Below are 20520 nucleotides of genomic sequence, written 5' to 3'. Positions count from 1 at the left end.
TCTTACTTCTCCTCGGTACGGGTGTGGGTGACGGCGGGCTCGTTGCCGCCCAGAAGCAGGTACAGGACGGCCATGCGGATGGAGACGCCGTTGGCGACCTGCTCGATGACCGTGCAGCGGTCGGAGTCGGCGACCTCAGCGGTGATCTCCATGCCGCGGACCATCGGGCCCGGGTGCATCACGATGGCGTGCTCGGGCATCTTCGCCATGCGGTCGCCGTCCAGGCCGTAGCGCCGCGAGTACTCGCGCTCGGTCGGGAAGAAGGCGGCGTTCATCCGCTCGCGCTGGACGCGCAGCATCATGACGGCGTCTGACTTCGGCAGGGTGCTGTCGAGGTCGTACGACACCTCGCAGGGCCAGGTCTCGACGCCGACCGGGACGAGGGTGGGCGGGGCGACGAGGGTGACCTCGGCGCCGAGGGTGTGCAGCAGGTCGACGTTCGAGCGGGCCACGCGGCTGTGCAGGACGTCCCCGACGAGCGTGATGCGCTTGCCCTCGAGGTCCTTGCCGAGTCCGGCGTCGCGGCCGACGAGGCGGCGGCGCATCGTGAACGCGTCGAGGAGCGCCTGTGTGGGGTGCTGATGGGTGCCGTCGCCCGCGTTGATGACCGGGGCGTCGATCCAGCCCGAGGTGGCGAGGCGGTAGGGCGCGCCGGAGGCACCGTGCCGGATGACGACGGCGTCGACGCCCATCGCCTCAAGGGTCTGGGCGGTGTCCTTGAGGGACTCGCCCTTGGAGACGCTGGATCCCTTGGCGGCGAAGTTGATGACGTCCGCGGAGAGGCGCTTCTCGGCGGCCTCGAAGGAGATCCGGGTACGGGTCGAGTCCTCGAAGAAGAGGTTGCAGATCGTCCGGCCGCGCAGGGCGGGCAGCTTCTTGATCGGCCGGTCGGCGACCCGGGCCATCTCCTCGGCGGTGTCGAGGATGAGGACGGCGTCGTCGCGGGTGAGGTCGGCGGCCGAGATGAGGTGTCGCATCATCGGGGAGGCTCCGTAGGAAAGTTCAGGAGTATTCGGGCATACAGGCGCGCGGCAGCACCCTCAGGGTCGGGCTGAGGGTGGCTACTGCTCGCCGGCCGGAGCGGTCCGCTTGGCGCCGAGCAGCACGGAGTCGCGTCCGTCCTCCTCGGCGAGCTGGACCTTGACCGTCTCCCGCAGCGACGTGGGGAGGTTCTTGCCGACGTAGTCGGCTCGAATGGGGAGTTCGCGGTGGCCGCGGTCGACGAGGACCGCGAGCTGCACGGCGCGGGGGCGCCCGATGTCGTTCAGGGCGTCGAGTGCGGCGCGGATGGTGCGGCCGGAGAAGAGCACGTCGTCGACCAGGACGACGAGGCGGCCGTCGATGCCGTCGGCGGGGATCTCCGTGCGGGCCAGCGCACGCGGCGGGTGCATGCGCAGGTCGTCGCGGTACATGGTGATGTCGAGGGAGCCGACCGGGATCTTCTGTCCGGTGATCTCTTCGAGCTTGTCCGCGAGCCGGCGGGCCAGGAAGACGCCGCGGGTGGGAATGCCCAGGAGCACGACGTCTTCGGCGCCCTTGGCGCGCTCGACGATCTCGTGAGCGATGCGGGTCAGTACCCGCGCGATGTCGGGGCCCTCGAGTACGGGGCGTGCCTCATCGGAACTGCTGATGTCCATAAAAAACGGACCCCCTTCTCCGCCTCACGGGACGGACCTTAAAGGACGTCGGATTTGCGCCATCCACGGTACCAGGCCCGCAACGCCACTGATCACCCCCCTGGAGGTGCGAGACACGCCGTTCCGAGGGAAGGTCGGTAACGGACCACTCGGCTTGACGCAGCCAAGTAACGCTGCGTAACCTCACAGTGAGTTACCAGCCACGCGGCGGAGCCGCACGTTGATACAGCGTCCGGGAGCTATATGTCCAGCGAATACGCCAAACAGCTCGGGGCCAAGCTCCGCGCCATCCGCACCCAGCAGGGCCTTTCCCTCCACGGTGTCGAGGAGAAGTCCCAGGGACGCTGGAAGGCGGTCGTGGTCGGTTCGTACGAGCGCGGCGACCGTGCCGTGACCGTGCAGCGCCTCGCCGAGCTGGCGGACTTCTACGGGGTGCCGGTGCAGGAGCTCCTGCCGGGCACCACGCCGGGCGGTGCGGCCGAGCCCCCGCCGAAGCTCGTTCTCGACCTGGAGCGCCTGGCCCATGTCCCGCCGGAGAAGGCGGGCCCCCTGCAGCGCTACGCGGCGACGATCCAGTCCCAGCGCGGTGACTACAACGGCAAGGTGCTGTCGATCCGCCAGGACGATCTGCGCACCCTCGCCGTGATTTACGACCAGTCGCCCTCGGTCCTCACCGAGCAGCTCATCAGCTGGGGCGTCCTGGACGCCGACGCGCGTCGCGCTGTCGCTCACGACGACCTCTGAACAGTCAGAAAGTCGGCAGAAACGTCACGCCGGAGGGGCGGGTCCGCGTTTTCGCGGCCCGCCCCTCCGGCGTTCTTGTGCCCTGCAGCCCCGTGTCCCTCAGCCGCCCGCGCCCCGGAGTCCCGGAGTCCCGGAAAAGCATCAGGCCCGGAGCGGAACACTGAACAGTGTTCCGCTCCGGGCCTGACGGCTGTCGCTGTCCGCCTGCTACGCCTCGTCGCGGCGCAGCGTCGGCTTCAGGTCCTTGAAGCGGCCCAGAAGCCCGTTGACGAAGGCCGGGGAGTCGTCCGTGGAGAACTCCTTGGCGAGCTGCACAGCCTCGTCGAGCACCACGGCGTCCGGGGTGTCGTCGACCCAGACGAGCTCGTAGGCGCCCAGGCGCAGGATGTTGCGGTCGACGACCGGCATCCTGTCCAGGGTCCACCCGACGGCGTACTGCGAGATGAGCTCGTCGATACGCGCGGTCTTGCGCGCGTATCCCTCGACCAGCTCCATCGTGTACTCGCTGACCGGCGGCTGCCGGGTGTCGGACCGGGAGTGCCGGATCCAGTCCGCGAGGACCGTCTGGACGTCGACTCCGCGCTGGTCTGCCTCGAAAAGGATCTGGAAGGCGCGCTTGCGGGCCGTGTTGCGAGCAGCCACGGTTAGCTGTTCACCCGGCCGAGGTAGTCGCTCGTGCGGGTGTCGACCTTGATCTTCTCGCCGGTCGTGATGAAGAGCGGCACCTGGATCTGGTGGCCGGTCTCCAGCGTGGCGGGCTTGGTCCCACCGGTGGAGCGGTCGCCCTGGACGCCCGGCTCGGTCTCCTGGACGACAAGCTCGACGGCGGCCGGCAGCTCGACGAAGAGCACCTCGCCCTCGTGCTGCGCGACGGAGGCGGTGAAGCCCTCGATCAGGAAGTTGGCGGCGTCACCGACAGACTTGCGGTCGACCATGAGCTGGTCGTACGTCTGCATGTCCATGAAGACGAAGTACTCGCCGTCCATGTACGAGAACTGCATGTCGCGCTTGTCGATCGTGGCCGTCTCGACCTTGACGCCGGCGTTGAAGGTCTTGTCGACGACCTTCCCGGAGAGCACGTTCTTGAGCTTGGTGCGCACAAAGGCAGGGCCCTTGCCGGGCTTGACGTGCTGGAACTCGACGACGGACCAGAGCTGGCCCCCGTCGAGCTTGAGCACCAGGCCGTTCTTGAGGTCGTTCGTGGAAGCCACGGTTGCGGAATCTCCTGGACTGACGATGGACGACCCCGGGGGCGCGCGCCGTTACAGCGCGAGCAGCTCCTTGGTCGTAATGGTGAGTAGCTCGGGTCCGCCGTCCGCCTCGGGGCGCACGACGAGCGTGTCATCGATCCGGACACCGCCCCGGCCCGGGAGGTGGACCCCCGGTTCGACGGTGACCGGCACACAAAGGTCCAGTTTACCCATGGCTGCGGGGGCCAACTGCGGCTCCTCGTCGATTTCGAGTCCGACACCGTGTCCGGTGAGCTGTGAGAGGCCGTCCGCGTACCCCGCGGAGTCCAGTACATGGCGTGCCGCGCGGTCCACCTCACGGCACTCGGCGCCGGGTGCCAGGCTCTCCCGGCCTGCCCTCTGGGCTGCGAAGACCAGGTCGTACAGGTCGATCTGCCAGTCCGCGGGCGAGGTGCCGATGACGAACGTACGGCCGATCTCGCAGCGGTATCCGCGGTAGGCGGCGCCGAGGCAGACCGAGAGGAAGTCGCCCTCTTCGACGCGACGATCGGTGGGGCGGTGGGCGCCGCGGCCCGAGTTCGGTCCGGTGCCGACCGAGGTCGGGAAGGCGGGGCCGTCGGCGCCGTGGTCGACCAGACGGCGCTCCAGCTCCAGGGCGAGATGGCGTTCGGTGCGGCCGACGAGGATCGATTCGAGCAGTTCGCCGAGGGCCTGATCGCCGATCTCGGCGGCGATGCGCAGGCAGGAGATCTCGTCCTCGTCCTTGACGAGCCTCAGCTGCTCCACGGCGCCACCCAGGTCGGCGAGGCGCAGCCGGGGCGCCACGGAGCCGAGCGCCCGGTGCCTGGCCACAGTCAGATGGTGTTCCTCCACGGCGAGCGAATCCGCCCCCAGGGAGAGCGCGACGCCGGCGGCCGCGACGGCGGGGTCCCCGCCGGGCGCATCGAGCACCTGGATGCGCAGCGACTCGTCGGGCCGTCCCTCGGCGGGCTGCTCGCTGGGCGGCATCCGGCACATCAGGACGTCACCTTCGGCGTCGGGGCCCTTCCCCAGCAGGAGTACGGCGCCGTGCGGCGCCGCACCCGCGAGATAGCGAACGTTGGCGGGGCGCGAGACGAGGACGGCCGCACTGCCGCCCGCCGCAGCGCGCTCCCTCAGCCGGTCCCTACGGGCCGCGTACACCTCTGACATGAATCGAGCGTACGAGCGGTGGGGAGACGCGGCCCGGTCAGCGCGTCCGGACGGGCGGCGAGGAGGCCGGTCCAGGGGGCTGTACGGCCGGCCGGGGGCCCGCTACCACTGGGGCGGGCTCGCGATCGAGCGGGCGAGTACGTCGTCCAGGACGCGGGCCGTGGTGGGCACGTCCATCTGGGAGTTGTCGATGATGGGCAGGCCCGAGCCGTACCAGCCGGCCATGCGGCCGTGGATGCGGGCGACCTCCTCGTCCGTGAGGCGGCGGTTCCCGCTGCGCTCAGCGTTGCGCTCGAGGACGATCTCCAGGCCGGGGAGCAGCACCACGGGCAGCAGGCCGGGGCCCACGTGCCGCTTCCAGCCGCCGAGACCCACGACCGGGCGGTCCGGGAAGACGGCGTCGTCGAGGATGCACGAGATGCCGTTGGCCAGGAAGTTGCGCGCGGCGAACCCGCAGGTGCGGCGGGCGAGGCGGTACTGGGCCTCGGAGTGGTCGTTCCACCCCGACTGCGGGTCGGCGAAGCCGGAGCGCACCCACTCGCGTACGTCGTCGAGGCTGATGTGGGCCGTGGGAACGCGGCGCTGGTCGGCCCAGTACTTGGCGACGCTCGTCTTGCCCGCGCCGGCGGGGCCGATGAGCAGGACGGCGAGCGTCGTGGCGGTGGCGTCGGCGGTGCCGGCCGCGGGCGGCGGGCTGGGCATGGCGACGGGGCCGCCGGGCGGGAGCTGCACATGGCCCGTGGTGTCCCGCGAGGGCGGCTGAGGGGACTGCTGGTGGGCGTGCTGAGGGATGCCCGGGTGCGGGGGCTGACCCTGCGGCGGCGGGCTGTGCGGGGCCTGAGGATGCGGCACGGGTTGGTGCGGGGCGGGCGCCGGAGCGTGCGGCGCGGGTGCGTGCGGGGCGGGTGCGTGCGGGGCCGGGCCCGAGGGGCCGGGTGGGCCCGCGAAGCCCGGGGCAGACGGTGGCGGACCCGCCGGTCCGGGGCCCGGGTGGGCGCCCGGGTGATGCGCGGCCTGGGACCAGCCGGCGGCCGGTCCGTGCCCCGGCTGAGGGGGCGGCGGCAGCGGCGAACCCACGGCGTGCTGCATCCGGTGCGACTCCGTCTCGTACAGGCAACTGGCGCCGGCGAACAAGGCGCTACCGAACGGTACCTTCCCCGGCCGCCGTTGTGTGAACGGCCGGGGACGTCGCGAAGTGCCCGAAGACGGGAGCTATTCGGCCACTTCGCCGTACGCCGCGAGGAGCACGGCCGGGTCGGGTCCTTCGAGGACCGTCGGCTTGGCGAGGCCGTCGAGGACGATGAACCGCAGCAGGTTGCCGCGGGACTTCTTGTCGACCTTCATGTTCTCCAGGAGCTTGGGCCACTGGTCGTAGCGGTAGCTCAGGGGCAGCCCGACCGACTCGAGGACGGTGCGGTGCCGGTCGGCGGTCGCGTCGTCCAGGCGTCCGGCGAGACGGCCGAGTTCGGCGGCGAAGTGCATGCCGACGGAGACGGCGGCGCCGTGCCGCCACTTGTAGCGCTCGTTCTTCTCGATGGCGTGCGCGAGGGTGTGCCCGTAGTTGAGGATCTCGCGCAGGCCCGACTCCTTGAGGTCGCCGGAGACGACCTCGGCCTTGACCTTGATGGAGCGCTCGATGAGCTCGGCGGTGTGCGGGCCCTGCGGGGAGCGCGCCGCCTCGGGGTCGGACTCGATCAGGTCGAGGATCGCCGGGTCGGCGATGAAGCCGGCCTTGATGATCTCCGCGAGGCCGGACACGAAGTCGTTGACCGGCAGTGAGTCGAGGGCCGCGAGGTCACAGAGCACTCCGGCCGGCGGGTGGAAGGACCCCACGAGGTTCTTGCCCTCGGCGGTGTTGATCCCGGTCTTGCCGCCGACGGCCGCGTCCACCATGCCGAGCACGGTGGTCGGCACGGCGATCCAGCGCACCCCGCGCAGCCAGGTCGCGGCCACGAACCCGGCGAGGTCCGTGGTGGCACCGCCGCCCACGCCGACGATGACGTCGGTGCGGGTGAAGCCGGACTGGCCGAGCGCCTTCCAGCAGTAGGCGGCGACCTCGGCGGTCTTGGCCTCCTCGGCGTTGGGCACCTGAATGGCGACGACCTCGAAGCCCTGGTCGGCGAGGTCGCCGCGCAGCGCCTCACCGGTCTCGGCGAGCGCCTCGGGGTGGATGATCGCGACGCGCTGGGCGGACTCTCCGATCAGACCGCCGAGTTCGCCGAGGAGCTGACGTCCGACGAGGACCTCGTACGGGTCGGTGCCCGCCGTGCCTCCGACCTGGATCCGGGTCACCTGCTGCTCGGTCATGCCTTCTTCAACTCCAGGGCGTCGAGGACCGCGCGGGCGACCTCTTCGGGGGTGCGGTCGTCAGTGGGTACGACGACGCGGGCGACTTCGGTGTACAGATGGCGGCGGGCCTCCATCAGCTCGCGCCACTGGCGGCGCGGGTTGACGGCGAGCAGCGGACGGGCCGTGTTGAGACCGGTCCGCTTGACCGCCTCCTCGACGTCCATCGACAGATAGACGACGGGGTGCGGTGCGAGCAGCGCGCGCGTCGACTCGTCGAGGATCGCTCCGCCGCCGAGTGCGAGCACACCGGTGTGCTCGGCGACGGCCGCGTGCACGGCCTGCCGCTCGAGTTCGCGGAAGTGGGGCTCGCCCTCATCCACGAAGATGTCCGCGATGGGGCGGCCCTGAGCGGCCACGATGTCCGCGTCGGTGTCCCGGTAGGGGCAGCCCAGCCACTCGGCGAGCAGCTCCCCCACCGTGGACTTGCCGACGCCCATCGGGCCGACGAGCACGACCAGCGGGCCGGTCACCGGATCTGGAGGTGGTCGAGGTACGACTGCACGTTGCGCCGGGTCTCGGGGACGCTGTCGCCGCCGAACTTCTCCGCGACAGCGTCGGCGAGCACGAGCGCGACCATGGCTTCGGCGACGATGCCGGCGGCCGGGACCGCGCACACGTCGGAGCGCTGGTGGTGGGCCTTCGCGGCCTCGCCGGTCGCCACGTCGATGGTGGCCAGCGCGCGCGGGACGGTCGCGATGGGCTTCATCGCGGCGCGCACACGCAGCAGTTCACCGGTGGTGAGGCCGCCCTCGGTGCCGCCGGAGCGGCCCGACGTGCGCTTGATGCCCTCGTCCGTGGTCACGATCTCGTCGTGCGCCTTCGAACCGGGCACACGCGCGAGCTCGAAGCCGTCGCCGACCTCGACACCCTTGATGGCCTGGATGCCCATGAGGGCCGCAGCGAGCCGGGCGTCAAGACGCCGGTCCCAGTGCACGTGCGAGCCGAGGCCCACCGGCACGCCGTAGGCGAGGACCTCGACGACGCCGCCGAGGGTGTCGCCGTCCTTGTGGGCCTGGTCGATCTCCGCGACCATCGCCTTCGACGCGTCCGCGTCCAGGCAGCGCACCGGGTCGGCGTCGAGCTTGTCGACGTCGGCCGGGGTCGGGTAGACGCCGTAGGGCGCCTTGGCGCTCGCCAGCTCGGTGACGTGGCTGACGATCTCGATGCCGGCTGTCTCCTTGAGGTAGGAGCGGGCGATGGCGCCGAGCGCGACGCGGGCCGCCGTCTCACGGGCGGAGGCGCGCTCCAGGATCGGCCGGGCCTCGTCGAAGCCGTACTTCTGCATACCTGCGAGGTCGGCGTGACCGGGTCGGGGCCGGGTCAGCGGCGCGTTGCGCGCCAGATCGGCGAGGATCTCGGGGTCGACCGGGTCGGCCGACATGACCTGCTCCCACTTGGGCCACTCGGTGTTGCCCACCATGACCGCGACCGGCGAGCCCATGGTGAGGCCGTGGCGCACGCCGCCGAGGAAGGTCACCTCGTCGCGCTCGAACTTCATCCGCGCGCCGCGTCCATAGCCGAGCCGCCGCCGGGCCAGGTGGTCCGCCACCATCTCCGTGGTGATCGGCACGCCGGCGGGAAGTCCCTCCAGCGTCGCGACAAGTGCGGGTCCGTGGGACTCCCCCGCGGTCAGCCAGCGCAACCTGCTCAACGGTGCTCCTCTTGCTCGCGCCTCGAACTGCGATGGCGCGGCCGGGTGCGCGGCCCTGGCCCGCCACCCCTGATCCTCCCACGTCCGCGCACCCGACCCGGCCCCCGGTCCATCAGACGGACGCCTGGACGGACGCGGCCCGGGTCAGCCGGCGAGCGCCCGCTCCCCCGCCCGGCGCATCGCACCGAGCGGCGCCGGGGCGCGCCCCGTCATCTGCTCGACCTGGAGGACGGCCTGGTGCACCAGCAGGTCGAGCCCGCTGACGACCGCTCCGCCGTACCCGGACCAGCGGGCCGCGAGCTGTGTCGGCCAGGGGTCGTAGAGGACGTCGAAGAGGGTGCCGGGCCGTTCGGGGATGTCGGAGGCGAGGGCGTCCGTGGTCCCGGCGGGCGTCGTGGCGACGACCAGCGGCGCGGTGAAGGCACGCGCCGCGTCCGACCACTTCCCGATCTTCACGTCCACGTCGAGCCGCTCGCCCCACTCCCGCATCTCGGCGGCGCGGGCGTCGCTGCGTACGTACGCGACGATCTCGCCGGCGCAGATCCGCGACAGGGCGGCGAGCGCGGAGGAGGCGGTGGCGCCCGCGCCCAGGATCGCGGCGGACTCGACCTTGTCGATGCCGCGCTCGGCGAGGGCGGCGACCATGCCGGGGATGTCGGTGTTGTCGCCGACCTTGTGCCCGTCCTCGGTGAGGACGACGGTGTTGACGGCCTCGACGGAGGCGGCCGTGTCACTGATCGTGTCGAGCAGCGGGATCACCGCACGCTTCAGCGGCATGGTCAGCGAGAGGCCCGCCCACTCAGGGCCGAGCCCGGCCAGGAAGTCGGGCAGGGCGACCTCGTCGACCTCGAAGCGGTCGTAGGACCAGTCCGTCAGGCCCAATTCCTCGTAGGCGGCGCGGTGCAGCACCGGGGAAAGGGAGTGGGCGATGGGCGACCCGAGTACGGCCGCCCTTCTGATTGCCGGCATCAGTTCTTCCTCGACGCGTTCCACTTGTCGACCAGCTTCTGGTGTTCCGCGTTCGTCTTGGTGAACTCGCTGGTCTTGCCGTCCATCGAGATGAAGTAGTACCAACCGTCGCCGGTCGGGTCGACGGCGCCCTTCAGAGCTTCCTCACCCGGGTTTCCGATCGGCCCCGGCGGCAGGCCCTTGTAGTAGTACGTGTTGTAGCGGTTGTCGTACTTGCGCAGCGCGGTGAGGCTCAGGTCGATCTTGCTCTGGTTCTTGACGTAGTTGTATGTGGAGTCGAACTCCAGCATTCCGTTCGTCTGAACGTTGCCGGGCTTGAGGCGGTTGTAGACGACCTCTGCCATTTTGCGGAAGTCGTCGTGGCTCGTGCCCTCGGCCTGCGCGAGACTCGCCACCGTGATCAGCTGCCACGGGCTGTCGAGGCCAAGGCTCTTGGCCTTCTTCTCGACGCCGTAGGCCTCGTACTTCTCGGTCGCCCGCGACACCATCTGCTTCAGGACCGTCTCGGGCTTTCCGCCCTTGGCGACGCCGTAGCTGGACGGGTAGAGGAACCCTTCCAAGGGGTCCTTCACATTCGGCTCGTTCATGGCCCAGGAGGGCAGTCCGAGCTTCTTGTAGTCCTTCTTCGCGACCTCTTGCGTGGTCCCCTTGGCGACGCCGAGCCGCCTGTCGATCTGCTCGTAGACCCACACGTTCCGGCGGCCCTCAGCAATGATCAGGTTGTTCCGGCTGCTCGGGCTGAGCATCATCTCGACCGCGCTTTGGGCCGACATTTCCTTCTCGAGGTTATATCCGCCTTCCTGAATGAACTTGCCCCGCGGATTCTGCTCCTGCGCCGCAACGAAGGCGTCCACGCTCTTGATGACGCCCGCTTCCTTCAGACGCTGGCCGATGACATAGCCGCCCGCGCCCTTGGGAATGTCCACGGAAACGGATTCGCCATTACCGGACCCCGCGTAATCCGGCGCCGATCCGAAACGGTTCTGATAGAACTGATACCCGAAATAGCCGACACCGCCGACACCGCCCACGAAGATCACGGTGAGGACCAGGCAGGCGCATCCGCTGCGCCGCTTCTTCGGCTTCTTGCCGCCGCGGCCGCGCCGGCTGCCCCGGTCGCGCGGGTCGTCGTAGTCGTCGCCGTCGTCATCGCCGCCACCGGCGAAGAACGCGTGCTCACCCTGGTCGGGGCCCGGGTCCCAGTTCGTTTCCGGCTCCGCGGCGGCCCCGCGCCGGCCGGGCGGCTCCGGCGGCGGGTACGCGTCGGGGGTGCCGTAGAGATCCGGCTGCTCACCGCCGTACGCGACAGGCTGCTGCTGACCGCCGTACGGGTCCACCGGGTCGGCGTTGTACGGGACATGACCGTGCTGACCCGTCTCCCAGCCGCCACCCTGCTGCTGACCGCCGTACTGCTGCTGAGCGCCACCCTGCGCCTGGCCGCCGTGCTGCTGCTGACCGCCGTACTGCTGGCCGCCCCCGTACTGCTGCCGGCCGTACTGGTCGTGCTGACCGGTGCCCCACTCGTCGCCGTACTGCTGCGGCTGCTGCTGGTGGGGATGCTGCTGCGGCTGCTGCTGAGGGTGGTACTGCCCCTGGCCGCCGTAGGCAGGCTGGCCGTCGGCGGACTGCTGCCCCCACCCCTGGTCCCCGTACAGCGGGTCCTCGGGGTGCCACGGTTCGGAGCCCGGGCCCCGGCCATACTCAGTCATCGATCCCCTACAAGCCTCGAGGCGGCGGCCGCGTCTGGGTGGCAGGGCAACCGTTCCGCCTCTTGATGCTGTGCGGCAGCTGTTCGAACGCCGCCGGTCGCGCGGAACGTTACCGTATCGCGATCAGATGCCCACTTCGACGCCCTCGCCCGGAGCTTTACCTGACGCCCGTTCGGACTCCAGTGCCTGCTGGAGAATGATGACCGCGGCCGCCTGGTCGATGACAGACCGGCCCTTTTTGGACTTCACGCCCGAGGCGCGCAGCCCCTGGCTGGCCGTCACTGTGGTCATCCTCTCGTCCACGAGCCGCACACCGACGGGAGCGATCCCGCCGGCCAGCTCCTGAGCGAACGCGCGGACCTTGACCGCGGCCGGCCCCTCGCCCCCCTTGAGGGAGCGAGGGAGTCCGACGACGACCTCGATCGGCTCGTACTCCTCCACGAGTTGCCGCAACCGCCGGTGGGCGGCCGGGACATCGCGTCCCGGCACGGTCTCCACCGGGGTGGCGAGGATCCCGTCGGGGTCGCACGAGGCGACCCCGATCCGGGCGTCCCCGACGTCGATCGCGAGCCGTCGGCCGCGTCGCATCAGGCGGTTTCCGCGACGAGTCGCTCGACGGAGGCCACGGCGTCACCGATGGCGGCCGGGTTCTGGCCGCCCCCCTGGGCGACGTCCGGCTTGCCGCCACCGCCGCCGCCGAGGGTCTTGGCGGCCGTGCGGACCAGGTCACCGGCCTTCAGGCCGCGCTCACGAGCGGCCTCGTTCGTGGCGATGACCGTCAGTGGCTTGCCGTTGACCGTCGTGAACAGGGCCACCACGGCGGGGCGTCCGCCCTGGATGCGGCCGCGCACGTCGAGGACCAGCTTGCGCAGGTCGTCGGCGCCGGTGCCGTCCGGGACCTGGCCGGTGACCAGGGCGACCCCGCGCACGTCGGTGGCGCCGGCGGCGAGACCGGCGGCGGCCTGGAGGACCTTCTCCGCGCGGAACTTCTCGATCTCCTTCTCGGCGTCCTTGAGCTTGCCGAGCATCGCCGAGATCTTCTCCGGCAGTTCCTCGGAGCGGCCCTTGACCAGCTCCTGGAGCTGGGCGACGACCGTGTGCTCGCGGGCGAGGAAGTTGTACGCGTCGACTCCCACGAGGGCCTCGATACGGCGCACGCCCGAGCCGATGGAGGACTCGCCGAGCAGCTTCACCAGGCCGAGCTGGGCGGTGTTGTGCACATGCGTGCCGCCGCAGAGCTCCTTGGAGAAGTCGCCGATGGTGACGACGCGGACGCGCTCGCCGTACTTCTCGCCGAACTCGGCGATGGCGCCCTGCTTCTTGGCGTCGTCGATCGACATGACCTCGGCCTGCACGTCGAGTTCGCGCGAGAGGACCTCGTTGATCTTCTGCTCGACGTCCGTCATCACGGCCGTGGGCACGGCGGACGGCGAACCGAAGTCGAAGCGGAAGCGGCCGGGCTGGTTCTCCGAACCGGCCTGGGCGGCCGTCGGGCCGAGGGCGTCGCGCAGCGCCTGGTGCGTGAGGTGCGTGGCGGAGTGGGCGCGGGCGATGGAGCGGCGGCGCGACACGTCGATGACGGCCTGGGCCGGGGCGCCGACGGTGACCTCGCCGACCTGGACGACGCCCTTGTGGACGTAGACGCCGGGGACCGGCTTCTGGCAGTCGCGGACCTCGATCACCGCGCCGCTGTCCAGCTTGATGCGGCCGGTGTCGCCGATCTGGCCGCCGCCCTCGGCGTAGAAGGGGGTGCGGTCGAGGACGACCTCGACCTCGTCGCCCTCGGAGGCGGCCGGGGAGGAGACGCCGTTGACCAGCAGGCCGACGATCGTGGACTCGCTGTCGGTCGACGTGTAGCCGATGAAGTCCGTGGCACCGGCGGCGTCCGCGATCTCGCGGTAGACGCCGACGTTGGCGTGGCCGGTCTTCTTGGCCTGGGCGTCGGCCTTGGCGCGCTCCCGCTGCTCCTTCATCAGGCGCCGGAAGCCGTCCTCGTCCACGGACAGGCCCTGCTCTGCGGCCATCTCCAGGGTGAGGTCGATCGGGAAGCCCCAGGTGTCGTGGAGCAGGAACGCCTTGTCGCCGGCGAGGACCGTGCCGCCCGCGGCCTTGGTGTCGATGACGGCGGTGTCGAGGATGTTCGTGCCGCCCTTGAGCGCCTTGAGGAAGGCGGCCTCTTCGGCGAGGGCGACGGTCTCGATGCGCTTGCGGTCGGTGATGAGCTCCGGGTACTGCTGGCCCATCGTGTCGATCACGACGTCGACGAGGTCCTTGACGACCGGACCGGTGGCGCCCATGAGGCGCATGTTGCGGATGGCGCGGCGCATGATGCGGCGCAGGACGTAGCCACGGCCCTCGTTGCCGGGGGTCACGCCGTCACCGATGAGCATCACGGACGTGCGGATGTGGTCGGAGACGACGCGCATCGACACGTCGGTGTCGTGCTTCTCGCCGTACTGGACACCGGTGAGCTCGGTGGCCTTGTCCATGACGACGCGCAGGGTGTCCGTCTCGTACATGTTCTGTACGCCCTGCAGGATCATGGCGAGGCGCTCGAGGCCGAGACCCGTGTCGATGTTCTGCGACGGCAGGTCGCCGAGGATTTCGAAGTCCTCCTTGCCGATGCCGGCGCCGCGCTCGTACTGCATGAAGACCAGGTTCCAGATCTCCACGTACCGCTCGTCGTTGACGGCCGGGCCGCCCTCGACACCGAACTCGGGGCCGCGGTCGTAGTTGATCTCGGAACACGGGCCGCAGGGGCCGGGGACGCCCATGGACCAGAAGTTGTCCTTCTTGCCCAGGCGCTGGATGCGCTCCTTGGGAACGCCGACGACGTCGTGCCAGATGCGCTCGGCCTCGTCGTCATCGAGGTAGACCGTGATCCAGAGCTTCTCCGGGTCGAGGCCGTAACCACCGTCCGCCACAGAGCTGGTGAGCAGCTCCCAGGCGTACTTGATGGCGCCTTCCTTGAAGTAGTCGCCGAAGGAGAAGTTGCCGCACATCTGGAAGAACGTGCCGTGGCGGGTCGTCTTGCCGACCTCTTCGATGTCCGGCGTACGCACGCACTTCTGCACCGATGTGGCGCGCGGGGCGGGCGGCTTGACCTCGCCGAGGAAGTACGGCTTGAACGGGACCATGCCCGCATTGACCAACAGCAGAGTCGGGTCGTCCGCGATGAGCGACGCCGAGGGCACGACCTTGTGGCCACGCTCCTCGAAGAAGCTCAGCCAGCGGCGGCGGATTTCAGCCGACTCCATCAGTGGTCCTCATTCCGGTTGTACGAGTACGTCGTGTTCTCGAGGTACTTGGGGTTGTTCTTCACGTGGTTGTTCTTCACGTGGTTCTCGATGACGGCGAAGCGGCGCTGCGCGGGGAGTTCGGCGTCCACCGGGGCGTTGAGGCCCAGTGCGTCGTCGAGTTCGGCCTCCCGCTCGGCCATGCCGTCGCGGACGTCGAGGGCGAAGTCCTTGAGACGGTGCCCGGCCTCGATCGCCTTGTTCGCGGCCTGCGCGGCGAGGCTCTCCGGCGTCAGCTTCTTCAGCTTGCGGTTGACCTTGGTGGTGGCCCATACGCCGGCGGCTGCGCCCGCGGTGAACCAGAACGTACGGCGGAACATCGCTGCGTCAGTCCCTCTTATTCCGGGCGTCCCGCTTGCTGCGCCGCGCCGACGGGACGGTGCGGCCCACGATCACGGTACGGCGGGACGGCTTGGCGGGCGCGTCGGCTGCGGAGGCACCCGTGGACTTGCGACCGATCGCCCGGCGCACGCCGTAGCCGAAGGCGGCCACCTTGACGAGCGGGCCACCGAAGGTGGAGGCGACGGTGGAGGACAGCGCCGACGCGTTCGACGTGACTTCCTGGACGTCCGATGCGATGGCGTCGACCCGGTCGATCTGCGTCTGCGCGGAGCGCACGGCCGCGGAGGCGTCGGCAAGCAGCGGGACCGCCTGCTCGGTCACATCCGCCACGAGCTTGGTGGTCGCCCTGAGCGTCTGGGCCAGCCTCGCCAGAGCCACCGCGAGGAAGGAGACCAGGATCGCCCAGAAGACGGCCACCAGGATCCCGGCCACCTCTCCACCGGACACTTAGCACCGCTTCCTGAACATCGAAAAGTCGTCCCCCGAGCCTATCGCGCCGGGGTCCGCGCTCCGTACCGGATTACCGCTCGCCGCGGGCGGAGTTACGCGTACCGATTGTACGGACTGCTTACGAATGAGTACGCTCCGTACCTGATGCGACGCGAACTGCGCCCTGCCGACAGGCCCGAGGGTTCCACCCCGCCCGGCGACCTCCCCCTCGAGCTCAACCGCTTCGTCGGCCGGGCCGCCGAACTCGCGGAGCTCACGCGGGCTCTTGAGGCGGCTCGCCTGGTCACCGTGACCGGTGCCGGCGGAGTCGGCAAGTCCCGCTTCGCCACGAGAGCGGCCGCCCTGGCCGCGGGGGACCTGGGCTGCGACGCCGTCCGGCGGGTGGACCTCGCCACGGTGCGCGAGCCGAACCTGGTCGAGTACGCGCTCGCCACGGCCCTCGAACTGACCGACCACACGAGCCGCCCGCAGCGCGAGGTCCTTCTCGACCATCTCGGGCAGCGCCAACTCCTGCTCGTCATCGACGGGTTCGAGCATCTCGTCGACGCGTGCGCCTCGCTCGTGACCGAACTGCTCGGCGCGGCGCCGGATCTGCGGATCCTCGCGGTGGGGCGCAGGCCGCTGTCGGTCGAAGGGGAACGCGTCTTCCCGCTGGCGCCGCTCGGCACGGCGGACGCGGTCGAGCTCTTCGCAGACCGGGCCGCCGCGCTGCTGCCGGGCTTCGCCCTGGACGAAGGGAACCGTACGGACGTCGTCGAGGTGTGCCGGCGGCTCGACTGTCTGCCGCTCGCGGTGGAACTGGCGGCGGGACGGCTGCGGGCGCTGTCGCCGGCGGACCTGCTCGGCCGGCTAGACGACCGGTTCAGGCTGCTGACGGGCGCCACGCGCGGGGCGCTGCCGCGGCATCAGACTCTGCGGACGGCGATCGGCTGGAGCCATGAGCTGTGCACGGCGCAGGAGCGGCTGCTGTGGGCGCGGCTGTCGGTGTTCTCCGGGCAGTTCGACCTGGACGCGGCGGAGTACATCTGCAGCGGGGACGGGCTGCACGCCGACGCGGTCCTCGATGTGCTCTCCGAGCTGATCGCGCAGTCCGTGGTGGTCCGCGAGGAGGCGGACTCCGTGGTGCGCTACCGGATGCTCGACACGGTCAGAACGTACGGCGCGGACTGGCTGGAGGTGTCGGGCGACACCGCACGCATGCGGCGCAGGCACCGCGACTGGTACATGGGTCTCGCCACGTGGTGCGAGCTGGACTGGTTCTCGCCGCGGCAGGCGCAGGTGGCGGCGCAGATCGGGGCGGAGCTGGCGAATCTGCGGGCCGCGCTGGAGTTCTGTCTGACGGAGCCGGGCGAGACGCATCTGGGGCAGTACCTCGCGGGCACGCTGTGGTTCTACTGGGCGGGCTGCGGCCATCTGTCGGAGGGGCGGCACTGGCTGGAGCGCAGCGTGGAGCTCGACGCGGGGACCGAGGACGGCGACTACGCCCGGTCCCGCCTGAAGGCCCTGTGGGTGCTCGGCTATGTGGCGATCCTCCAGGGAGACACGGTGCCCGCGCTGGCCGCGCTCCAGGAGTGCCGCGACGAGGCGGAACGTATCGGCGACGGCACGGCGGTCGCGTACGCGGTGCATCGCAGGGGCTGTCTGGCGCTGGTCACGGATGATCTGCCGCGCGCCGAGGAGCTGCTGCGGACGGCGCTCGCCGGGTACCGGGAGATCGGTGAGCTGAACAGCAGCGTGCTGATGGGCCAGGTCGAGCTGGCGATGGCCGTGGCGTTCCAGGGGGATCTGGCCGCGGCGGTCGAGCTGTGCGAGGACGTGCGGCTGGTCTGCGAGGACCACGGCGAGCGGTGGACGCTGGCGTACGCGCTGTACGTCCTGGCGTACGCGGAGTGGACCAGCGGCGATCTGGTGCGGGCGCGGCAGCTGCTGCGCGAGTGCCTCGTCATCGGGGACACGTTCCACGACCTGCTGGGCACGGTCCTGACGATCGAGCTACTGGCGCTCGTCACCGTGACGGAGGGGGACGCGGGCGAGGCGGCGCTGCTGCAGGGCGCTGCGGGCCGGATCTGGCCGTCCGTGGGGCTGCCGCTGTTCGGCTCGGCGCACTACAACGCGCCGCACGAGCGGTGTGCGTCGGACGCCCGGGCCATCCTCGGCGACGCGCGGTTCGAGTCGTTCGTGGCGGCCGGGGCGCGCCTGGAGCCCGGGGAGGCCGTTCAGCGGGCGCTCGGACGGGACACCGCATCGCGGCCGACGGTGGTGCCGGGGCCGCGTACCGCGCATCCGGCCCCGGAAACGCGCGAACCCGCCGCCTCCCCGTCCGTGCAGGGCGGGGAGACGACGGGCTGAAACGCAGGAAGTGCTACGTCCGCCGGATGATCAGCGGGCGTAGTACTCGACGACGAGCTGCTCGTCGCAGATCACGGGGATTTCCTTGCGGTTCGGGTCACGGTCCAGACGGAAGGCCAGGGCCTTCAGGTTGACCTGGAGGTAACGCGGGATCTCGCCGTCGGGGGCGAAGCCACCCTCACGCGCGACCTGGAACAGCGGCTTCTCGCGGCTGCGCTCGCGGACCATCACGACGTCGTCGGGACGGACACGGTACGACGGCTTGTCGACCTTGCCACCGTTGACCTCGATGTGGCCGTGAACGACCATCTGGCGGGCCTGGTAGATCGTGCGGGCGATGCCCGAACGCAGAACCAGGGCGTCGAGACGACGCTCCAGCTCGATGACCAGGGCCTCACCGGTCTTGAGCTGCGTCTTGGCGGCACGCTCGTAGGCGCGGACGAGCTGGCGCTCGGACACGTCGTACTGCGCGCGCAGACGCTGCTTCTCGAGCAGACGGACCTTGTAGTCCGAGTTCTGCTTGCGGCCGCGGCCGTGCTCGCCCGGCGGGTAGGGGCGGGCCTCGAAGTACTTGACGGCCTTCGGGGTCAGCGCGATACCGAGGGCACGCGACTTCTTGACCTTGGGGCGGGACTGGTTCGTCATGAACCAAACACCTCATTGTTCTGTGTGGATACGGCTTCACCAGGGTTAAGGGAGGTCGCATCCGCAGCCGGGGAAACCCGCCTTGTCCTTCGGACGGGGCAGGCAGCCGCTCCCTGGTCTGGGCACATACGTGCAGCACGCGAGTGGCCCACCGGCCGCTTCCCGGGGGTCCGGGATGGTGGTGGGCTGCCCGCGACACCTATCGACGGTGCGCGACGCTCCTGGATCCCCATGCCTTGCGGCGTCGGGGTTCCGGCTGCATGTCCCGCTCTGGTGGTGCCGGCCGGGGCCGGACGCGAGACGCAGCGCTTCGGGAAGTTTACAGGGTGGCGAGGAGTGCTGCGGACCGGGGTCACGCGGGGCGTCAGCTGCCCGGCTGCTCGCCGGTGAGGCGCTCGCGGACGCGCTCGGCCACGTCCGCGTACCGGGCCTCCGCGCCGTACCGGGTGGGCTGGTAGTAGCGCTTGCCCTTGACCGCGTCCGGCGCGTACTGCTGGGCGGCGATTCCTCCGGGGACGTCGTGCGGATACACGTATCCCTGCGCATGGCCGAGCTTGGCCGCGCCCTTGTAGTGGCCGTCACGCAGATGGGGCGGGACGGGGCCCGCGAGGCCCTTGCGGACGTCCTCCATGGCGGCGCCGATCGCCGTCGTCGCAGAGTTCGACTTCGGGGCGAGGGCGAGGGCGATCGTGGCGTGGCTGAGGGTGAGCGCCGCCTCCGGGAAGCCGATCATCGCGACAGCCTGGGCCGCCGCGACGGCCGTGGGCAGCGCCGTCGGGTCGGCGAGGCCGATGTCCTCGCTCGCGGAGATCATCAGACGGCGGGCGATGAAGCGGGGGTCCTCGCCGGCCTCGATCATGCGGGCCAGATAGTGCAGGGCTGCGTCCACGTCCGAGCCGCGGATGGACTTGATCAGGGCGCTCGCGACGTCGTAGTGCTGGTCGCCGTCCCGGTCGTACTTGACCGCGGCGCGGTCGACGGACTCCTCCAGGGTCTGGAGGGTGATCTCCTTCTCCTGCTTGGCGAGGGCCGAGCCCGCGCCCGCCTCCAGCGCCGTGAGGGCCCGGCGCGCGTCGCCGCCCGCGATGCGCAGCAGGTGGCCCTCGGCCTCCTCGGGGAGCGTGACCGCGCCGCCGAGACCGCGCTCCTCGATGAGGGCCCGCCGGAGCAGGGAGCGCAGATCGTCGTCCTTGAGGGATTCGAGGGTGAGAAGCAGGGAGCGGGACAGGAGCGGGGAGATGATCGAGAAGTACGGGTTCTCGGTGGTCGCCGCGATGAGCGTGACCCAGCGGTTCTCGACGGCCGGCAGCAGAGAGTCCTGCTGGGCCTTGCTGAAGCGGTGGATCTCGTCGAGGAAGAGGACGGTCTCCTTGCCGTGGCCGCCGAGTGCCCGGCGGGCGCCGTCGATGACGGCCCGCACTTCCTTGACGCCCGCGGTGATCGCGGAGAGCTCCACGAAGCGCTTGTTCGTGGCCTTGGAGACGACGTACGCGAGGGTCGTCTTGCCGATGCCGGGCGGGCCCCAGAGGATCACCGACGAGGGCCCGGCGGGGCTGTACCCGCCGTGGGCTCGATCGCCCTCCCCCACGAGGCGGCGCAGCGGTGAGCCGGGCTTCAGCAGATGCTGCTGGCCGACGACTTCGTCGAGGGTGCGCGGGCGCATCCGGACGGCCAGGGGACTGCTGGACGGGTCCTTTTCCTGGCGGTCTTCGGCTGCGGCGGTGAACAGGTCGGGCTCCACGTCGAAAACCCTATGTCACCCCACTGACAATCCCGCCCGGCCCCGTGAAGCAGGGGCCCCGACCGCGGCTCAGCCGGTCCAGAAGTCCCACCAGCGGGTCAGGATCAGCATCCCGATGATCCCGACGTGCAGCACGGGCAGGACCCACGTGAACTCACCGAGGAACGACCGCAGCCACGTCGGCGCGGGCAGGAACCCGTTGCGCACGTTGAACGAGGTCACGTACCAGAACATGACGATCGTGGCGACCCACGCCA

At 70.5% G+C, this 20520-nt stretch carries 19 protein-coding genes and 1 pseudogene; 2 read left to right on the top strand and 18 right to left on the bottom strand.

The annotated features are described in order from the left end of the window. Window positions 1–2: 2 nt before the first annotated feature. Complete coding sequence (locus ACWFR4_RS34410; RefSeq protein WP_100597419.1) at window positions 3–980, bottom strand: aspartate carbamoyltransferase catalytic subunit; 978 nt, start codon at window positions 978–980, stop codon at window positions 3–5. An 81-nt stretch (window positions 981–1061) separates the two neighbouring features. Continuing rightward, a complete protein-coding gene (gene pyrR, locus ACWFR4_RS34405; RefSeq protein WP_116503417.1) occupies window positions 1062–1637 on the bottom strand; it encodes a bifunctional pyr operon transcriptional regulator/uracil phosphoribosyltransferase PyrR in 576 nt (191 codons plus the stop codon). A 243-nt stretch (window positions 1638–1880) separates the two neighbouring features. Here pyrR and bldD point away from each other — a divergent pair, with 243 nt between their 5' ends. Further along, window positions 1881–2381 carry a transcriptional regulator BldD gene (bldD, locus tag ACWFR4_RS34400; protein ID WP_100597417.1) on the top strand — a complete coding sequence of 167 codons (501 nt, stop codon included), beginning with the start codon at window positions 1881–1883 and terminating at the stop codon, window positions 2379–2381. A 207-nt stretch (window positions 2382–2588) separates the two neighbouring features. Here bldD and nusB read toward each other — a convergent pair whose 3' ends face one another. The 13 genes from nusB to ACWFR4_RS34335 all read right to left on the bottom strand — a co-directional run bounded on the left by nusB (window position 2589) and on the right by ACWFR4_RS34335 (window position 15525). Further along, window positions 2589–3023: a transcription antitermination factor NusB gene (nusB, locus tag ACWFR4_RS34395; RefSeq protein WP_100597416.1), complete on the bottom strand. Its 435-nt coding sequence runs from the start codon at window positions 3021–3023 to the stop codon at window positions 2589–2591. A 2-nt stretch (window positions 3024–3025) separates the two neighbouring features. Next, window positions 3026–3592: an elongation factor P gene (efp, locus tag ACWFR4_RS34390; RefSeq protein WP_266566568.1), complete on the bottom strand. Its 567-nt coding sequence runs from the start codon at window positions 3590–3592 to the stop codon at window positions 3026–3028. A gap of 51 nt (window positions 3593–3643) precedes the next feature. After that, the gene (locus ACWFR4_RS34385; RefSeq protein WP_453466332.1) at window positions 3644–4762 is read right to left on the bottom strand and encodes an aminopeptidase P family protein; all 1119 of its coding nucleotides are present in this window, start codon (window positions 4760–4762) and stop codon (window positions 3644–3646) included. 102 nt (window positions 4763–4864) lie between these two features. Next, on the bottom strand, window positions 4865–5851 hold the full coding sequence (locus tag ACWFR4_RS34380; protein WP_453655973.1) for a Pro-rich N-terminal domain-containing protein: 987 nt from the start codon (window positions 5849–5851) through the stop codon (window positions 4865–4867). 123 nt (window positions 5852–5974) lie between these two features. Then, complete coding sequence (gene aroB / locus ACWFR4_RS34375; protein ID WP_266668377.1) at window positions 5975–7069, bottom strand: 3-dehydroquinate synthase; 1095 nt, start codon at window positions 7067–7069, stop codon at window positions 5975–5977. Then, complete coding sequence (locus ACWFR4_RS34370; RefSeq protein ID WP_453466328.1) at window positions 7066–7581, bottom strand: shikimate kinase; 516 nt, start codon at window positions 7579–7581, stop codon at window positions 7066–7068. Before ACWFR4_RS34370 ends, aroB begins: the two co-directional genes overlap by 4 nt. Further along, window positions 7578–8762, bottom strand: a complete 1185-nt coding sequence (aroC, locus tag ACWFR4_RS34365; RefSeq protein WP_453466326.1) for a chorismate synthase — start codon at window positions 8760–8762, stop codon at window positions 7578–7580. Before aroC ends, ACWFR4_RS34370 begins: the two co-directional genes overlap by 4 nt. 144 nt (window positions 8763–8906) lie before the next feature. Further along, on the bottom strand, window positions 8907–9731 hold the full coding sequence (locus ACWFR4_RS34360; protein ID WP_453466324.1) for a shikimate dehydrogenase: 825 nt from the start codon (window positions 9729–9731) through the stop codon (window positions 8907–8909). Continuing rightward, window positions 9731–11440 (bottom strand): endolytic transglycosylase MltG, encoded by a 1710-nt coding sequence (gene mltG, locus ACWFR4_RS34355; protein WP_453466323.1) that lies wholly within the window; start codon window positions 11438–11440, stop codon window positions 9731–9733. The genes ACWFR4_RS34360 and mltG overlap by 1 nt, the downstream gene beginning before the upstream one ends. Before the next feature lie 123 nt (window positions 11441–11563). Then, window positions 11564–12028, bottom strand: coding sequence for a Holliday junction resolvase RuvX (ruvX, locus tag ACWFR4_RS34350; protein ID WP_116503402.1), 465 nt, complete (start codon window positions 12026–12028; stop codon window positions 11564–11566). Beyond that, complete coding sequence (gene alaS, locus ACWFR4_RS34345; RefSeq protein ID WP_453466321.1) at window positions 12028–14697, bottom strand: alanine--tRNA ligase; 2670 nt, start codon at window positions 14695–14697, stop codon at window positions 12028–12030. Before alaS ends, ruvX begins: the two co-directional genes overlap by 1 nt. After that, window positions 14697–15056: a DUF6167 family protein gene (locus ACWFR4_RS34340; protein ID WP_116503396.1), complete on the bottom strand. Its 360-nt coding sequence runs from the start codon at window positions 15054–15056 to the stop codon at window positions 14697–14699. The genes alaS and ACWFR4_RS34340 overlap by 1 nt, the downstream gene beginning before the upstream one ends. 7 nt (window positions 15057–15063) lie before the next feature. Further along, on the bottom strand, window positions 15064–15525 hold the full coding sequence (locus ACWFR4_RS34335; protein WP_453655972.1) for a DUF948 domain-containing protein: 462 nt from the start codon (window positions 15523–15525) through the stop codon (window positions 15064–15066). Window positions 15526–15672: 147 nt separating this feature from the next. On the opposite strand from ACWFR4_RS34335, the gene ACWFR4_RS34330 reads away from it, so the two are divergent. Next, a complete protein-coding gene (locus ACWFR4_RS34330; protein WP_453655971.1) occupies window positions 15673–17877 on the top strand; it encodes an ATP-binding protein in 2205 nt (734 codons plus the stop codon). Window positions 17878–17907: 30 nt separating this feature from the next. Here the strand turns inward: ACWFR4_RS34330 and rpsD are convergent, their stop codons facing one another. The 3 genes and pseudogenes from rpsD to ACWFR4_RS34315 all read right to left on the bottom strand — a co-directional run. Beyond that, a complete protein-coding gene (rpsD, locus tag ACWFR4_RS34325; RefSeq protein WP_100597404.1) occupies window positions 17908–18522 on the bottom strand; it encodes a 30S ribosomal protein S4 in 615 nt (204 codons plus the stop codon). 364 nt (window positions 18523–18886) lie between these two features. Further along, window positions 18887–20263, bottom strand: coding sequence for a replication-associated recombination protein A (locus tag ACWFR4_RS34320; protein WP_453655970.1), 1377 nt, complete (start codon window positions 20261–20263; stop codon window positions 18887–18889). A gap of 69 nt (window positions 20264–20332) precedes the next feature. Next, window positions 20333–20520 (bottom strand): annotated as a pseudogene (locus tag ACWFR4_RS34315) (vitamin K epoxide reductase family protein); the annotation flags it as partial.

Source organism: Streptomyces sp. NPDC055140 (assembly GCF_053607285.1).
This window is presented reverse-complemented; position numbering and strand designations above follow the sequence as displayed.

What these genes read in the sequence shown, in the direction of transcription:
- aroB (WP_266668377.1), bottom strand. Translation starts at nt 7,069, where the DNA reads ATGACCGAGCAGCAGGTGACCCGGATCCAGGTCGGAGGCACGGCGGGC.
- mltG (WP_453466323.1), bottom strand. Translation starts at nt 11,440, where the DNA reads ATGACTGAGTATGGCCGGGGCCCGGGCTCCGAACCGTGGCACCCCGAG.
- rpsD (WP_100597404.1), bottom strand. Translation starts at nt 18,522, where the DNA reads ATGACGAACCAGTCCCGCCCCAAGGTCAAGAAGTCGCGTGCCCTCGGT.
- ACWFR4_RS34380 (WP_453655973.1), bottom strand. Translation starts at nt 5,851, where the DNA reads ATGCAGCACGCCGTGGGTTCGCCGCTGCCGCCGCCCCCTCAGCCGGGG.
- ACWFR4_RS34330 (WP_453655971.1), top strand. Translation starts at nt 15,673, where the DNA reads ATGCGACGCGAACTGCGCCCTGCCGACAGGCCCGAGGGTTCCACCCCG.
- ruvX (WP_116503402.1), bottom strand. Translation starts at nt 12,028, where the DNA reads ATGCGACGCGGCCGACGGCTCGCGATCGACGTCGGGGACGCCCGGATC.
- ACWFR4_RS34340 (WP_116503396.1), bottom strand. Translation starts at nt 15,056, where the DNA reads ATGTTCCGCCGTACGTTCTGGTTCACCGCGGGCGCAGCCGCCGGCGTA.
- pyrR (WP_116503417.1), bottom strand. Translation starts at nt 1,637, where the DNA reads ATGGACATCAGCAGTTCCGATGAGGCACGCCCCGTACTCGAGGGCCCC.
- ACWFR4_RS34385 (WP_453466332.1), bottom strand. Translation starts at nt 4,762, where the DNA reads ATGTCAGAGGTGTACGCGGCCCGTAGGGACCGGCTGAGGGAGCGCGCT.
- bldD (WP_100597417.1), top strand. Translation starts at nt 1,881, where the DNA reads ATGTCCAGCGAATACGCCAAACAGCTCGGGGCCAAGCTCCGCGCCATC.
- ACWFR4_RS34360 (WP_453466324.1), bottom strand. Translation starts at nt 9,731, where the DNA reads ATGCCGGCAATCAGAAGGGCGGCCGTACTCGGGTCGCCCATCGCCCAC.
- alaS (WP_453466321.1), bottom strand. Translation starts at nt 14,697, where the DNA reads ATGGAGTCGGCTGAAATCCGCCGCCGCTGGCTGAGCTTCTTCGAGGAG.
- ACWFR4_RS34410 (WP_100597419.1), bottom strand. Translation starts at nt 980, where the DNA reads ATGATGCGACACCTCATCTCGGCCGCCGACCTCACCCGCGACGACGCC.